The sequence below is a fragment of the Paludibacter sp. genome (genome assembly GCF_009712605.1).
Classification (GTDB): domain Bacteria; phylum Bacteroidota; class Bacteroidia; order Bacteroidales; family Paludibacteraceae; genus Microbacter.
In genome coordinates this window covers 710,678-727,295 of sequence record NZ_WASO01000001.1, presented here as the reverse complement: position 1 = coordinate 727,295, position 16,618 = coordinate 710,678, and the positions used below count along the sequence as shown (strand labels likewise).

The 16,618-nt window shown below is 44.2% G+C and carries 11 protein-coding genes and 1 pseudogene; 3 read left to right on the top strand and 9 right to left on the bottom strand.

The genetic code is table 11. From position 1 onward, the window contains the following. The first annotated feature begins 715 nt into the window (after nt 1-715). A complete protein-coding gene (locus tag F8N35_RS02730) occupies nt 716-1,123 on the top strand; it encodes a helix-turn-helix transcriptional regulator (RefSeq protein WP_293049813.1) in 408 nt (135 codons plus the stop codon). A 4-nt stretch (nt 1,124-1,127) separates the two neighbouring features. After that, entirely contained in the window at nt 1,128-1,850 is a 723-nt protein-coding gene (locus tag F8N35_RS02725; RefSeq protein ID WP_293049812.1) for a helix-turn-helix domain-containing protein, read from the top strand. Nucleotides 1,851-2,301: 451 nt separating this feature from the next. Here F8N35_RS02725 and F8N35_RS02720 read toward each other — a convergent pair whose 3' ends face one another. From F8N35_RS02720 to F8N35_RS02710, 3 genes are all read right to left on the bottom strand, one after another. Further along, nucleotides 2,302-3,780 (bottom strand): rhamnulokinase family protein, encoded by a 1,479-nt coding sequence (locus tag F8N35_RS02720; protein WP_293049811.1) that lies wholly within the window; start codon nt 3,778-3,780, stop codon nt 2,302-2,304. Between the two features lie 39 nt (nt 3,781-3,819). Further along, entirely contained in the window at nt 3,820-4,848 is a 1,029-nt protein-coding gene (rhaT, locus tag F8N35_RS02715; RefSeq protein ID WP_293049810.1) for an L-rhamnose/proton symporter RhaT, read from the bottom strand. A gap of 121 nt (nt 4,849-4,969) precedes the next feature. Continuing rightward, nucleotides 4,970-6,226 carry an L-rhamnose isomerase gene (locus tag F8N35_RS02710; protein ID WP_293049809.1) on the bottom strand — a complete coding sequence of 419 codons (1,257 nt, stop codon included), beginning with the start codon at nt 6,224-6,226 and terminating at the stop codon, nt 4,970-4,972. Nucleotides 6,227-6,557: 331 nt separating this feature from the next. Here F8N35_RS02710 and F8N35_RS02705 point away from each other — a divergent pair, with 331 nt between their 5' ends. Next, nucleotides 6,558-7,454, top strand: coding sequence for an AraC family transcriptional regulator (locus F8N35_RS02705; RefSeq protein ID WP_293049808.1), 897 nt, complete (start codon nt 6,558-6,560; stop codon nt 7,452-7,454). Here F8N35_RS02705 and F8N35_RS02700 read toward each other — a convergent pair. The 6 genes and pseudogenes from F8N35_RS02700 to F8N35_RS02675 form a co-directional block, all read right to left on the bottom strand. Then, nucleotides 7,455-8,399, bottom strand: a pseudogene (locus F8N35_RS02700) (glycoside hydrolase family 43 protein); the annotation flags it as partial. It lies immediately after the preceding gene. Between the two features lie 56 nt (nt 8,400-8,455). After that, a complete protein-coding gene (locus F8N35_RS02695; RefSeq protein ID WP_293049806.1) occupies nt 8,456-9,037 on the bottom strand; it encodes a GDSL-type esterase/lipase family protein in 582 nt (193 codons plus the stop codon). Beyond that, nucleotides 8,956-10,107 carry a rhamnogalacturonan acetylesterase gene (locus F8N35_RS02690; RefSeq protein ID WP_293049805.1) on the bottom strand — a complete coding sequence of 384 codons (1,152 nt, stop codon included), beginning with the start codon at nt 10,105-10,107 and terminating at the stop codon, nt 8,956-8,958. Before F8N35_RS02690 ends, F8N35_RS02695 begins: the two co-directional genes overlap by 82 nt. 32 nt (nt 10,108-10,139) lie before the next feature. Next, nucleotides 10,140-11,270: a glycoside hydrolase family 88 protein gene (locus F8N35_RS02685; RefSeq protein WP_293049804.1), complete on the bottom strand. Its 1,131-nt coding sequence runs from the start codon at nt 11,268-11,270 to the stop codon at nt 10,140-10,142. A 32-nt stretch (nt 11,271-11,302) separates the two neighbouring features. Further along, nucleotides 11,303-12,820, bottom strand: coding sequence for a glycoside hydrolase family 28 protein (locus tag F8N35_RS02680; RefSeq protein WP_293049803.1), 1,518 nt, complete (start codon nt 12,818-12,820; stop codon nt 11,303-11,305). 80 nt (nt 12,821-12,900) lie between these two features. Next, nucleotides 12,901-16,572 (bottom strand): DUF4450 domain-containing protein, encoded by a 3,672-nt coding sequence (locus F8N35_RS02675; RefSeq protein ID WP_293049802.1) that lies wholly within the window; start codon nt 16,570-16,572, stop codon nt 12,901-12,903. Between the last annotated feature and the right edge of the window lie 46 nt (nt 16,573-16,618).

The window sequence follows — 16,618 nt, the reverse complement described above, 5'->3', positions numbered from 1 at the left end:
CAAGTACAAAAATAGCATGAAGATTTCAATCCGACAAATCCGCAAACAGCTCACTCATGTACAAACGCCCAATTTCCTACATATTTATATTACGAAGAACACACCCTTTTGTTAATGACCAAAAACACATATTGACAATATTAACATTCAAGGTGATGCCATTAGCATCTGTTTTGCTTTTAATTAATTTTAATATAATGTCGCAAAGAATCCGAAGAATACAACAACCATAATAGAGCTTCATAATTCTTAGTTTTTTTCTTCTCAAACTACATAAAAATTCGAAACAGCAGCTGACTTTCACGTATAATAATGTACTTTTGTGCGACTCCAACACAACAAAACCTTTATCGACAATATGACAAATGCGCCCATTCTATTTGATAATTTAATCAGATATGAAAACACACCTTCTTACGAACACTTTGATCATCGAGCCGAAAATCTGCGTTCAATATCATATCACCTGCAAAAAACCTTTATACTAGCAGACCACTACAAGAAGCAAATCCGGATATTTAACAATAACCCTTTACTTAAAAACATTCTCGATGAAACTTGCAACGGGGAATATACCAGCGAGTACAAATTAACAGAAAAAATATCAACTTCCGATCTACCTTTATTTACTCACATATTTCTTATTATCAATGATTACATACTTGCCCGCAAGGACGAAAGCTCTGACATCTTTTATTTTTCCTTTAACATACCGATGACCGACAGACTAGACAGTACCCGCATGGTCGAGTTTAAGGTTCTACCTTACATTTATACTGATCTGACGACATCAAAACTACCCTGGATCACCTATTATCAATGTTCAGAAAGCAGCAACCCGAACCCCGGACGACTAACACTACACAATCTCAATGACAAATCTGAAACTTTTTATTTATTAAACAACGAAACAGCTCATTTTCCAGACTTCATAACACTCAAAAAAAACGACTTAGAGATCTTCGGACTTGCATGTCAGGGATTTTCCGAATCAGAAATAGCGGACTGTCTATCCATCAGTATAGGAACCCTCAAACGAATTAAGTCATCCATCATGATGTATCTCAACACACAATCGACAGCCCAAACCATCACATTACTCTATCGACAAGGACTAATATAAAATTATGAAGCAAATAGATATTGAAACCTCTTCTCTGAATGAGTACAAAAGACTTAGCGAGCTCTTTTCGGAAATCTGGTCAGCAGACATTGCTCTGTTAAGCCTTTCAACTCTAAACGCCTTGTACATTCCGGAGAAACTATCCCTGTTGCTTGGCATATCCAACGAAGACCTTGTCAAAGATCAATCTGAAATCTTCGCAAGAATATTACACCCAAAAGAGTTCACTATAATCAGACAGGCGCACATTAAAACATTGGAATTCTATACAAAACTATACAAAAGTCATTCGCAGATTCCATATGTTGATGCCAAATATTACCTTAAACTGAAAACGAAAGATGGAGAATTCAAAAATTTCTCTGCATTAATACACCCGATTTTTCACTCAGGATTAAAGTTTCCACTGGCTTGCTTCGCTTTATTAACCCCAAACACCAAGCTTGGATTCGAACGCTTTTCAATCTCATTTCACAACAAGGATAAGAAGCTATACTATTCATCCATTTCTGATAAATATGTTCAAAAAGAAAATTTGGAATTAAAAGAAATTGAAAATGAAATATTGAAACTGACTGCAAAAGGATTTGGAGAAACAAAGATTGCGAAAGAGCTTGACATAAAGCTGGATTTAGTCCGCTATTACAAAAAGAGCATCTACAAGAAACTCCATGTGTCAAACATGTCGGAAGCTGTTTTCACAGCACTAAACAACCATCTCATTTAGCACAGCTTCCCGTATAAAAACAATGAAGGGGCGATGTCGCATCGCTCCTTCATTCCAAAATCTAAAGAGAAAATTAGTTAGGGATCACATACTTTCACAAGCTGATAATCCGTAAAAGAAATATTTTGTTTTTATTATATTCAACACGAATATAATATATTGATTTTCAAAAATCAAGACATCATTACACCAAATCACTTTCATACATACACCACCTCCGACCCAAACCGCACCGAAATAGCACATAAGCATCTGATTAAGTGTTATTTATACATGTAATATTTAATAAGCATGGTTGTTAAACTAATTAAATTAATAATGTATAATTTTTGTTATTTTGACAAGTTGTTTCGCATCACTCATATTGTCTATTTTAACATTTTTCGTACTCAAAAAAAAATGGAGACAAATCTCAGATTTGCCCCCGCTTTGCATATAAGTAGAATTCGATTTATAAACTTTCCGAGTAATTCAAAAACTTAGCATAAGCTTCGTTCCAGACTTTACTATCCTGTGGAACAAAGCGCTTCAAATCAACCGAAGCACACACAAAATCCCGTATCTGCTGAATATCAACAAACAAACCAGCTGCTTTTGCCTGCAACATCATATTACCTATTGCAGTTGCTTCAGCAGGGCCTGCCACAACTGTTACCCCCGTTGCATTGGCAGTCAACTGGTTGAGGAATGAATTACGAGAACCACCACCAATAACATGTAACGTTTCAATATCATACGGAGCAAACGACTTCAGCGCCTCAAAAACCTGCTTATAACGCAGCGCCAGACTATCGAAGATAGCGCGGACAAATTGTCCTACGGTTTTGGGAGCTCCCTGACCACTGGCTTTGCATACCTCAACAATAGCCCTGGTCATACTGCCCGGATTGCCAAAAGCCTCATTATCAGGATTAAATAGGAACTCGAATGGTTGTGCCTCAAGAGCCATAGCAATCAGCTCTTCATAAGAATATACCTTCTCTACATCCCACTCTTTCTTGCATTGTTCCAGAATCCACATTCCGGTGATATTTTTCAGGAAACGGATGGTTCCATCCACACCTCCTTCGTTGGTGATATTGGCAATACGTGAAGTTTCATTAATAACAGGCTCCGGAAGCTCAAGCCCCATCAGAGACCAGGTACCGGAACTCAGATAAGCAAAATGTTTGTTTGAAGCAGGAACAGCCACCACGGCAGATCCTGTATCGTGACCGGCAACCGCTACCACAGGAATCTCTCCGAGTCCGGTTTCCTGAGCCAGTTCTTTCGTCAAAGTACCAATAACCTGACCAGGCATAATAACTTTCCCCGGAAATTTTTCTCTCTCAACACCCAAAAACTCAAGAATCTCAGGGTCGAATTCTTTGGTATTAGGATCAAGCATTTCTGACGTGGAGGCAATAGTGTACTCTGTCACTTTTTTACCTGTCAGCAAATAAGAGATAGCATCGGGCATAAACAAAATATCTTTTGCAGCCTTCAACTGCGAAGAATTGCGTTTTTTCAGTGCATAAAGCTGAAATACCGTATTAAAATCGAGTGTTTGAATACCTGTTTTTCCATAAAGTTTTTCCAGTGGAAATTCGCTAAGAAATTGTTCCGTATTTTCTTTTGCAGTGTAGTTTCTGTAAGCGTAAGGCAAGCCCATGAAAGAACCGTCTTCTCCAACAAAAGCAATATCGACACCCCAGGTATCAACACCGATTGAAACCGGCTTGATACCTTTACGGGCTGCAACAGTCAAACCCTCTTTAATATGACGGTAAAGTTCAAAAAGATTCCAGTGATAGTTACCATGAATACTGATAATGCCATTGGAAAACTTATGCAGGTCATCCATTTTGAGCTTGCCATTCTCAATGGTGCCGCAAATAACGCGACCACTTGTTGCACCCAGATCAACGGCAAGGAACGATTTATTTTCCATTTCAAAAATTTGATTTTATAGTAGATAGAAGTCCGAGATTTATAAAGAAGGATAAATGCAAGAAAAAATCAAAATAAGAAGGCCAATACCTAACCATATAAAAGTCGCTTTAGCACAGCCCACCCATTCTTTCAGAATAATTCCCCAAAAGTTACTGAAAAGAATATTGAGAGACATCAGTATACTCCAGGAAAAAGCCATCATAATGCTTCCATCGGTAAAAAAGCTCTTACCCAAAGCAAGTCCGAAAAATTGTGAATACCAAAGCACGCCCGCCAAACCGCAAAACAGGAGATTATTCACCATCACGGAACCCGGCACAGAAAAATAATCTTTGGCTGTTTTATTTTTTACATTTTGAAACAAGCAATAAACCGCGTTGGTAAAGAAGCCTCCTAAAGTCACCATCAAAACTGCAGGCAAGCCGGCATACAGAGCTTTGGTTCCCAAACCAAGAGCCGCAGTTTTAATCGGCTCTGCAGCTTCAAGTCCCAAGCTAAAGCAGGCACTCATCACACCAGCCAGCAGAGCAACCAACAACCCCTTACCAAGCGCAAAATCTTTTACAGCTGCTTTTTTCTGTTCTTCGGTCATATTTTTAGCACGAAGACTGCCCGCATAACCAATAATAGCGATACCGGCAATTGCAATACAAACTCCCACCAACAAAACCAGACCCTTGCCGGTAAACAAGTCAGTGCCCGCTATAATAGCCGGAATTAGCGTACCAAAAGCAGAGCAAGTACCCAGCGAAATTGACTGTCCGAGAGCCACTCCGAGATAGCGCATGCTGAGTCCAAACGTCAAACCGCCAATGCCCCACAAAACGCCAAAGCCCATAGCTTTGAGGGCAGCTCCATTGCCACTGGCAAGTAAAGCACCCAACGTTGAACCTTCGGGCACTGCAAGTAAGGCTCCAAGATAAGGAAACAGAAGCCATGCAAAAACACCCTGAACCAGCCAGAAGCTTTCCCACGACCAGCTTTTTACTTTATTGATTGGCACATACGAGCTCGATTGACCCAAGCTGCCGATGGCGATAATAATAAGTCCGATAATCGTATTCATAAATTATGCGTTTTGATGTATCAAGATTAGGTTTATAACGAACAGTACTCTAAAACATAGAGAGAGTTTCATCCCCCGGAATCGAAGATGAAACTCAACTCAAGTGTTTATGACTTCAATGTTAACGTTTGCCGGTAACTTCTTTTTCGTAAGTTTCAATTTCAGTAATAAAATCGACGCCAACAGCAACATTATTTTTCAGACAGAAATAGTCGAACACGTCGGCCCATGGCAATGCTTTACATTCTTCGAGCAAGGCAAGACGTTGGAAGTATTGTTCGTTTGCTTCGTATTCTCTCAACTTGGCAATCGGTTCGAGCATCGCCATCAGGAACGCTTTCTGAGTAGCACGGGCACCGATAATGTAAGCCCCGATACGGTTGATGGAAGCATCGAAATAATCGAGACCGATATTCACACGGCCAAGAGCGTTTGCACGAACAATTTCCTGTGCCAGCATTGCTACGCTTTCATTAAGGATTACCACGTGGTCACTATCCCAACGCACCGGACGGCTGACGTGCAGCAACAATTCGTCGGTGTAGAGCAACAGTGATGAAATCTTATCATAGATCTCTTCTGTCGGATGGAAGTGTCCAAGGTCAAGAGTTGCCATCAAACCGTTTTGAACTGCATAACCCATATAGAATTCGTGAGAACCTACGGTAAAGCTTTCGAGACCTGTGCCGAACAGCTTACATTCTACTGCGTCTTTTACGTTTTCAAATTTATTGGCAAATATTTTATCAAGCGAGTCTTTCAGATTTTGACGATAAAGCAGACGATCTACTGTAACATCCTTCATTCCATCGTGCACCCAAAGGTTGTGACAAGCTTTGCTACCTTGTTGTTTCCCCATTTCGTCGGCAATACGACGGCTGCGGATGGTATGTTCGATCCAGAAATCGCGGATGCCCTTATCGCGGTGCGAAAGCGACTGATCGCCACTTTTCGGGTGAGAAAAACTTGAACTGTTGAAGTCAAGTTTCATATTATTTTCTTTTGCCCAATCGATCCAGCTCTGAAAATGTTTGGGTTCTATCTGGTCGCGATCCACTTTCTGACCACCAAAATCGCCATAAATAGCATGCAAACTCAGACGATGGTCACCGCCGAGTAACGATTTCACTTTTTCGATATCCTGACGCACTTCAGCAATGGTGCGTGCTTTACCCGGGTAATTTCCCGTAGCCTGAATACCACCGGTAAGAGAACCTCCTGCATTTTCAAAACCGGTAACGTCATCCGTTTGCCAGCAGTGAAGAGATAGGGATATATTTTGTAACTGGTCCAATGCTTTGTCTGTATCTACACCTACAGATGCATATTTTTCCTTGGCAACCTGATAGTTAGCTTCTATCTGAGCATCCTTTTTCATAAGTTCAATGGTTTGTTGTATAGTTATTAAATTTCTGGGTGTAAAAGTAGACAATCCTGATTTTGTATTAACTGAAAAAAATGACACTTCAGCTTTGCTTTTTGACAAAAGAAAAAAGCAAAAGTAATAAAAACTCAAATATACTCTCTCTATTGTCAGATTCTGAATTTATCAACAAGCATTAATGACAGGTTAAGTAAGAACAAGCACATGCGCAAACCATTCAGTTTCAGAAATACCATACTCATTGCAAATTGTTATGTGATTTCTTTCTAAATTTGCAGCTTCAACCTATTTCTTTCTCATGAATACACTAACTAACAATTCTATAATGCTGAAATATCTTGTGACAAATGCACAAGACCTATTATGGGGCATTACAGTAACAACGGTAGGAACGCATCAGATCAAAAAAGACTATGACGTATACCCGCCAAGAGCAGGGCATCCGGACAAATATTATTTCCAAGCCAAAGAAGGTCGTATATTAGACGAATTTCAGTTAGTTTACATCACCAAAGGCGAAGGCAAATTCTATACCAGCAAAAACAAATGTATTGACGTAAAAGAAGGTGACATGATGCTGGTAATGCCGGGTTTATGGCACTGTTATTATCCCAGTAAGAAAACGGGATGGAACGAATACTGGATTGGTTTCAAGGGTGAAGTTATGGATCTTCGAGCCCGCAATGGCTTCCTGAATAACGAAAACTGCATCTACAAAGTTGGGATGCGGGATGAAATCGTGAACCTCTACCAACAAGCAATAAATGTTGCAACGACCGAAAGCACTGCATATCAACAGGTTTTAGCCGGAATCGCCAACTTACTTCTCGGACTATCGATGGCTTATGACAAAGAACAACAGTTCGAAAATTATACCGTTTTGCAGATGACCAAAGCAAAAATGATTATCCGGGAAAATATCTACTCTAAAATAACACCTGAGGAAATAGCCAATTCACTAAACATGAGCTACTCCTGGTTCAGGAAGACCTTTAAGGAATTCACTGGCTTATCACCTGCTTCTTATATGCAAAAGCTAAAGCTTCAAGCTGCCAAAGATTCTCTTGTCTCTACTAACCAGTCAATCAAAGAAATTGCATACAACCTGCATTACGATAATTCGGAGCACTTCTCCACTCAGTTCAAAAAACATGTTGGAGTTTCACCCAAGGACTTTCGCAGTATGCATAGCAAGTTTGCCTCAAGTAAGTTATCTGACTAACAACAGCGAATCCAACACAGCAGAGCTTACCTGAAAAGCTGTTCCATGGCGCATCCCTTTAGGAAACGAAACTTTGTCTGAAACGTCTTCCCAATTCTTACCATCTTTAGAACGTACTGCTCCATATTTGTGGTCGCGATACTTATCAAAGTAAACGTAAATATATCCATCAACCAACAATGGAGAAGGCCCTTCTGCCCAGTAATTACCGGTAATCGGGGAAGAAACCTCTGTCGGAAATCCTTTTTGCAAATTTTCAGTTACCGAAACGCGAATATTCTTTTGGACTGGGCGTAAGGTTTCATTTTTCAGAAACAACATATATTCATCACCCCGTTTAAGAATCGTGCCATCAATTACGCTAAAATCGGGATCGAAAAATAGTGTAGTTTTCGAGAAACTCCTAAAATTGCTTGTTGTAACACTATACAATCGATGATTCAATCCTTTTTCAGTTGCCGAGTCGGGAGCATTGGGATGCAGCGACGGCACAGTAGATGCCCAGAAGATATAGTAATTTTTCGATTTCTTGTCGTAAAACAGCTCCGGTGCCCAGGCATTTTTAGCCGTCGGTTCATACTCCATCACCGGAATATTTTGCTGGTCCGACCAATGCACAAGATCTTTGGACGAAGCATATCCGATACCACGATCCCACCATCCGGAGGTCCACACCATACGAAACACACCATCGGATCCCTGCACAATACTCGGATCGCGCATCAGTCGATCCTTGCCGACCGTCGGAGTCAGAAACGACTTTCCATCTTTGAGAGCTTTCCACACCTGACCATCATAACTATAGGCCAAATGCAATCCATCTTCTCCATTACCCACAAAGTAGGCGAACAAATAAGCGTTCTTTGATACTTTTTGTGCCGAAATAGAACCTAAAGCGAACAAAAATAAAATAAATACGAACAAAGAAATGTAACGTGTCTTCATGAGAATTAAATAAAATGTCGTTGTGCAAAAATATGATATTTCACCGGCTCGGCAAGCTATTTTACATATTTATTCAATCCGAGTTGGGATAAAGATCTCACTCCTTCCATTATGATGCTGGCGTTAAGCAAAGCACCCTGATATTTGGTATGGGTATGATCTGCCATAAAGAGTTTGGTCACCTCATCATGCCCCATCGCATCGTATTTATCGGCAACCAGTTTATTTACGTCGATAAAGAAAGCCCCTTCCATTTCGGCAGCCTCTTTTGCCCATTTACCGTACGAGTTGTCATTGCGCTCCACCTTGCCATCTTTCCAGCGGTCCCGGGGCACCGGACTGACAACCACCGGAACGGCACCTTTGAGACGGGCATCGCGGATATATTTGCGAATGTACCATCCGTAGGAATACACAACCTGATTCCGCTTGGTTGTTTCCATCTTATACACTTTCGATTCGTCGCCGTTTCCGGGAATGGTTCCACGCGCCTTTTCGGTATTGATTGCACCGCCGTCGTTATGTCCGAACTGAATAAACAGGAAATCGCCCGGTTTCAGAGCGGCACAAACCCCATCCCAGCGTCCTTCGTCGATAAACGTGCGGCTACTACGGCCGGCCATGGCATCGTTTTCCACGCTGATTTTTTTGTAGTCAAGAAAATTGGACAGCAACGAACCCCGCCCCAGGAATCTTCGCTACTCTTCTCGTCTTTGTTGTGCACGGTAGAATCGCCAATCACAAACACCACTGGTCTGTTTCCCTTTCGTGCTGTTCCGCGTATATCCTTCGTTTTGTTTCTCAGATACTTTGCCAGCGGCAACTGTTGCTCCAGAATTCCTTCCGCAACAGAAGCTGCATTCAGTTTGGCTCCCGCTTCTGATGTATGGATATGATCTGCATAAAACATTTCGTTTACTTTAGCCGGTCCGAATGCATCAAATTTAGCGGCTGTGATGCTATTCAGATCCACAAAAGGAATCTTCTCCGCTTCGGCAATCTGTTTTGCCCACTTGCCGTAAGTTGTATTGGCACGAACAATATGACCGTTGCCATCCCATGCATTTCGCGGTGTAAACGACAACATGATCGGGAATGCTCCTTTTGCCCTGATTTCAGCCACAAACTTGCGGAGATATTCACCGTACGAATAAACCGTTTCGTGCACTCCTGTTTCCTTGATGGTTACCAGCAAAGAATCGTGACCAATGCCGGGAATAGATGCCCGGGCACGCCCCGAATCATAGGGTCCGCCGTCGTTATGTCCGAATTGAATCAAGATAAAATCGCCGGGTTGAATCCCCTCTTTTACCGCAGCCCACTGATTGTTATAAAAGGTGCGGCTACTGGTTCCTCCCAACGCATGGTTTTCGATCGTAATTTTGGTTGAATCGAACAAAGCACCGAAGAATTCACCCCAACCCCATTGTCCGTTACTCCCGTCGGCATCCCATCCGTTGCGAACGGTAGAATCGCCGATGAGCAGTGCCACCGGATTATTGCCCCTGCGGGTTGACCCTGATTTCAACAGCGGCTTACGGATTTTCGGCGAAATCCGGTCGTTGATATTAACCGAAATAGTATCGGCAATTGTCTGAATTTTGACAATTGGAAAATCCTCCATTTTAATGGAATCTTTTGCAATGGATTGTGCCATTATAAACGAAACCGAACAAACACAAACAATAAAGGAAAATAATCGTTTCATTGCAACGTACTATTAATCTGATTACAGACAATTTACTTCGCCAGCTTATACACTTCGCTACCTGCCAGCAAATAACAACCCAACCCGTAATCTTCAAAATCGGGCGTTTTATCATAACTCAAAGGTTGCCCATCCTTAGGCTCTTTACCTGTTCCCTGCACAAAACCAAGCAATCCATCGGCATGAACTGCCTCTTTTGCCATCGCATTCCAGGCTTTCACAATAGCGAGCATATAGGTCTTTTTATCGAGCCAGCCATGACGAACACCCCAAGCCATTCCATACACAAAAAGCGACGTACCACTGGTTTCTTTTCCGCCAAAATGGGTTGCATCGTGCAGACTCACATTCCAAAAACCATCGGGGCGCTGCAACGGAAGCAAAGCCTTCATCATGGCCATGTATGTTTTCCGATACTCCGAATACCCTACGGCGTCCTTGGGCATGACGTCCATCACACGAACCAGAGCAGCAACTACCCATCCGTTGCCACGCGACCAGTAGCAATCTTCGCCATTCGGTTCTTTGTAGGGAGCCACAAAATCTTTGTCACGCCACCACAGGTTGTCTTTGGCGTTAAACAAACCACCACCTTGTTTGAGTTTGGTATTCAGATACATGTCATACATGCGTTGAAAATAGCGATCATCTTTATAGATCACGCCCAGTTCGGCAAAAACAGGCATTGCCATCTGCAACGCATCGATCCACCACCAGTCATCCACTTTGTCGGTAGCCAACATCTTATCGATCGAAGCCTTGATATTTTCAATCCGTTCGGACTTCGACTTATCCATCTTATACAAATTGATATAGGTCTGTCCGCAACAGTGATTATCGGCATTACGGGTTTCGATACCGCCACGGAGATTCCACTTGTGAAATTCGCTCCAGTCGATGGCATATTTCAAATATTCTGCCTTCGGATTCAACGCATAAAGAGCCATCAATCCTTCGTAATAGACAGCTCGGGTCCAGATATTGCTGGGACGAACTTTATCCGTGACCAAAGGTTTGGACGGATCGGCATACTTGGCCATAAAGTAGTGGTTGGCAAGTTCCATTTTTTGCAGCACCTCCTTTTTTGAAGGCAACGCTTGGGCAAAACTTAAGCTTACAAAAAAGCTTGCTAGCAACAACGATGAAAAACATCTTTTTTTCATACTAATGGATTGATGGGTTGGTTAATATGTTATTAGTAATTTTGTTTCTCTGCTCTTTCTATAACTGCATTTTTTATATCCCGACAATTGAACGTGCGAAAATCGGAAACATTCGTCAACGAGAAAGCAGCCGGTGCTTTCGGTTGATTGAAAATGACATTACTGAAAGAGATGTTATGCACATCGTCGAGACAGACCGAAGGACGTTCGTCTGGCCGCATAATCGTTGCCTCTACGTTGTTAATCTGAATATTATTCGCATGACGAATATAGAAGACGGATGCTGGCAACGGTCCGAACATGGTCTGTTCGGGATACTTTTTTTCATTTTCAGGAATCACACGGGTGGCCAGTTCTTTTGTACCTCCGCCCTGTTGGTAGAGATAAATATTGCTCAGCTTTACGTCCTCAATTGAGTGTCCGGGGATGCCGGCAATCAGGCAAACATACATCGAATCGGAGTTGTAAACCCGAACATTGTCGATGCTTACCCGACGCAGATGGCCGACCGGAGTTCCCTGCGGACTGCGTTGACGTGCTCCGAGACGCAGAAAAATGGGAGCAGCGTTAATATCGCGTAGTACCAGATTGGAAACCGTAATATCTTCCAGATCGCCGCCATCGACCGTTTCGAGAGCCAATCCGCGACTACGTTCGAACACGCAGTTGCTGATGGTGATATTTTTAAAGCCTCCGCTCGATTCGGTTCCCAGCTTGATACGTCCACACGGGAAGCACTGGTCGGGAGCCTGCGGAATAAACCGTTGAAAAGTGCCGTCGAGCACCGTTCCCATATCGTACCCACTCACGAAACAGTTGGTAATGGTATTGTTTTCCGTGTTGCGAAAAAATCCGAGTCCATAACTGGCCTTCAACACAATGGCATCGTCGTTCGGCGAATTGACCGTACAGTTGGAGACCCGCACATTGCGGCAGCAATCGATATCAAGACCATCGCGATTGGTATCGATCAGCAGGTTATCGATCGTCATATTATCGACACCGGTTGCCAGCAACGCAAAGTGCCCGCAGCGATACATACGGATATCTTTCAGGTTGACATTACGACACAACTTCAGGGCAATGGCCTTGTTACCAACCCCTTTTATCCGACTCTCTTCACGGGTCAGCCCCATACCGTCGATCATTCCCTGACCACATATCGTCACATTTTCGAGACCAATTCCCCAGATCAGACTGTTTTGCCAGTGGCTATGCCCAAAATCCTGAAACATATTGAATGCGTTCGGTTCGGCCACGTCGAAGCCCTCCGTTTCGGTAGGGTATGCGGCGATCAGGGTTGCACCATTATCGAGAAAGAGCGTAATGTTGCTTTGCAGCCTGATAGAATATGAAGCATACTTCCCGGCAGGAAACCAGACCGTGCCCCCACCCTCTTTGGCCGCAGCCTCAATCGCTTTATTAATGGCGGGCGAATCGATGGTTTTTCCATCCCCTTTTGCCCCAAAATCCCTGACATTAAAAGACGTTGCGGCCGGCATCGCTGTTGCCAGCATAAGTACAACCCCTAAAAGTATACTCTTTTTCATTGTGATTATCCTATTGTTCAGATTACATTGGCACATTTTCATATGGGCATATTTTGGCTTACGCTGATTTTCAATTCAAGTTACCGCATCAGTGTCACACCCATCAAACCAATTACCACCTCGTTGGCACGGGTTTCGAGTGTCAGTTGTTTCAACTGTTTTGTTCTATCCAACGGCAAATCAAGTATCACTGCCGCACCACCGTCAATTTCGCGTCCCGAAGCCGGTGACACCGGAGTTTCGGTATAGTCGCCTCCATTGCGTTTTGTCGAATCCGTAGGCTGTTTCTCTTTCGTTGCCATCATCTCGCGACTGACTGCTCCCGTTTTCAGGAAAACCCGGTACGGACGTGGGGCTTTTATGTTAAATGCGAATCCGTCTTCGTAGTAATCCTGCTCAATGGGGCACCACGTTTGCGGATTGACGAGCAACAACGAATCGGAAGTACCGTCGGTATACCGGACCTTCACCACGCCGTTAGTAAAGCGGCTTTGCATATGATTGGTCGAACCGGCCATCAACAGATAAGCATGAGATGCTTTTCCGGTCAGGGGGACAGCAACTGATATCGGATAGTTGTTCCAGAGCGAGGTAAAGGCAATATTCTTTGTATCGGGCAATGATGTTGTGCGGAACGGAATCCCCATCGGCGTATGGAAGGCTCCATTCTCAGAGGCTTTCCGCAACCCGCTATCGTCGACGTTGGCCGTCGTGAGCGGATGTGTCCACTCTCCAATGCCTTGCGTAGGCGTTTGCAACGTGGTATACGGTGAACGCGGAGCAAGGTATTCGTTTCTGAAAATTTGGGTCACTTTATCGTTCAACTGGTTGTCCATATTGACTACCTCTGCTTTCCCGGTGATATTGGCAGGTAATGACCAGTCTCCCAATGTCTGCTCCTCCTGAGCTCCATTATCCTTTACAAACGAGATACGGTTGGTTCCACAAACAGCTACGCCAACAGGAATGTCGATCTGTTCAGAAACCGAACCGGCAACAATAGCCAGATTGGTTTTGATCTGCTCTCCATTCACCAACAGTTTTCCGTTTACTGCTACGTTGCGATTATTGCGCAAGCAGAACGAGAGATGACCGGAACCCGGATTCACCTGTTCCACCGCCAAAGGTTCTTTCACCCAAAGTGCGACCGGTATCCACCACGTCAGATCGCCTTGTGTAACACGGACAAAAAAGGTACGGTGGCCTACCTCTCCCGTAATTGTTCCGGAGATTGTATTTTCTTCCGCCCGTTTATCTCCCAGTACCGATTGCGGATCGTAAATTTTTCCAATCGGAGTACCGATTGACTGCTTGTAGGCATCGCCCCGGGCTACCGTAAGCTCTTCCGGTGTCTTAACAACCTGTCCACCCCACTCAATTTCAACACTATTTGCCTGATTTTTGCCACACATCACCCAAATGACAGGTGTGCCCACAGCAGCTGTGTCCACGCGCCACTCTGCCGGTTTTCCATTGACCGAAAGGCTTTTTATTTTATCGGCATAAGCTTTCAGTTGGAGTTCCAGATTGAGCAACTTCGGCAAATGCTGGGCGATTTTATAGCGTTCAACGTTACCGCTACGCTTGTAATCGAACGAAACATCAGGTGTCGAGAATGAAGCAAACTTCCAGTCGGCAGGCATTCCCGGGCAAATCACCAACCGGTCGTTCAGGGCATCGGGTAAAATTCCGAACAAACCCTGTACCAATGCACGCGAAAACATCCCGACGGGATCGCCGAAATCACGGTAGCACTCACCACGCGCGGCATCGTAAAAACTGATTTGCCCCAGGTTACCCGGACTATTACTCAAATACATCCCGTCCAACACCGAACTTTTGAACAGCTTAAAAGCGGCATCACTGCGACCACTTTGCCAGTAAGAAAGTGCGGTATGCCATATTTCAGCAAAGGCCACGTTGTTCGTCGACCAGCAATACGGCATCCAGTCGGAGGTGGAGATCGTTTCCCAGCCCTCATCCTTCAATCCTTTTGCTTTGACGGGAATATGGGGAATCTGAGTATCGACATAACGCGTTGCCTGATACAACTGAAACGGGTCGCCTGCTTCCGAATCGACCGTATGATAAATAGACCAAACTGCCGCACTCGCATGTACCTGTTTGTTGCCCATAAAGTCTTTGTATTCGGCCCAAACGCCCTGAATGGGCATCCACAACTGCTCGTTCAGGGCATTCCATATTTTTGCAGCCTCTTGTTCATACGGTGCCGGATTTTCGCCTATTTTACGGGCAATTTCGGCAGCCATTTTATTTGCCCGGTAATTATAGGCAGTGGAGTGAGTAGCCGCTCCACTGTTGTATTGCAAGCCATCGCTGGCCCAAATGGCGGCATAACCATCGTAAAGTCCGTCATCATTGGGATCGAAATTGCGTTTTTCCCACGCAAGGCTCAGTTTCAGCACCGGCCACATCTTTTTTGCATAGTCGAGATCGCCCGTCCAATTGAAATGCCACAACAATTCGTCAATGTAGCAGAGATTCATGTCGTAATGGTGCATTTCATTATTTTTCTGCGGATTGCGACAAATATAACCGTTGCTGTACATCGGCGTTCCCCATTTTTTCAATGCGCGGGAAAGATGCATGGCGCTATCCTGAGCCGGATGCGGAATTGTATTCGGCACATCCGTCACCTGGGAAGCTGCATAATCGTTGAAATGAAGGCGTGCACGGTCGTGCCAGCCCAACACATCGCCGGTGTAAGCACCCCGCCATCCGGCCAAACGCATCCGCCAGCCAATAGCACCGTGCAGATAGGAATTCGGTTCCCAAATGGCATCGGCCGCCATTGCCAATGTTCCGCCCAGAGTATTGATAAAAGGATCGGGAGTGGTTATCTTGATACGGGAAGCAAGTTGCTGACGCGCAGCTTCAGCCTGCACAAACCGGGATTCAAGCTTTTTATACGACAAAGAGCTATCTTTGTTATCCTTAACGACAGCCACATAGAAGGGAGTATGTTGATTGGCTGCAAATCGGGCCATTACCACGGGCTGATCGTTTGCCACCGAGCTATTCCATTGGGCAAACGGAGACGAAACAACCGTCGGATTGACGGCTTTGATGACTGATGGCTCCGGAAATATTCCGGTCAGCGTTATCGCTGCGCTCTTTTTCGTCGGAGGAAGTGTCAGTTGAAAATCGTTCTTGCCAAACAGATATTTATTACCGGTACAATATTCCGGTTTCAGATCAAAACAGTCGGCCGCATCGACACCCAGATCGCCTTCGCGCGAAAAGCGCTTGCCGGTAACTCCACCAAAAACCACCAACAGTTCGACCTTTTTATAGCAATTTTTCAACTCTCCTTTTAGCACAAACCCCTCGGCATCGGCCATTGCCAAAGTCGTAAGATGCAGTTCACCGCCACCCAGCAACGGGTCTTTGAGGGTGTAGATCCGGGACCCGGCACGGTAACGTGCTTCCACAAACTGTGCATCGTTCAGCCATTTCGTTTCGCCGTCCACCACCAATCCAAAATGGAGATTGCCTCCCATCCCCGGCAGGTAAAAAGCAAATTCGGGAACATCTCCCGTTTCTGCACGAAACGCAGTATTGGTTCCGTACAACGCACGATTGTACTTTACTTTTCCGTTGACAATCACAAAGTCGTCACCATCTGGCGTGTAACGCAACGTCCGTTCTTTTTCGTGCCAAAGACCGTCAGTGGCACTCGCTGATACTGCAAGGCAAAGCAACAGCGTGATATATATTATTCGTTTTAGCACCTTCAATAATTTACAATTGAAAATTTACGATGTACGATTGCAATCT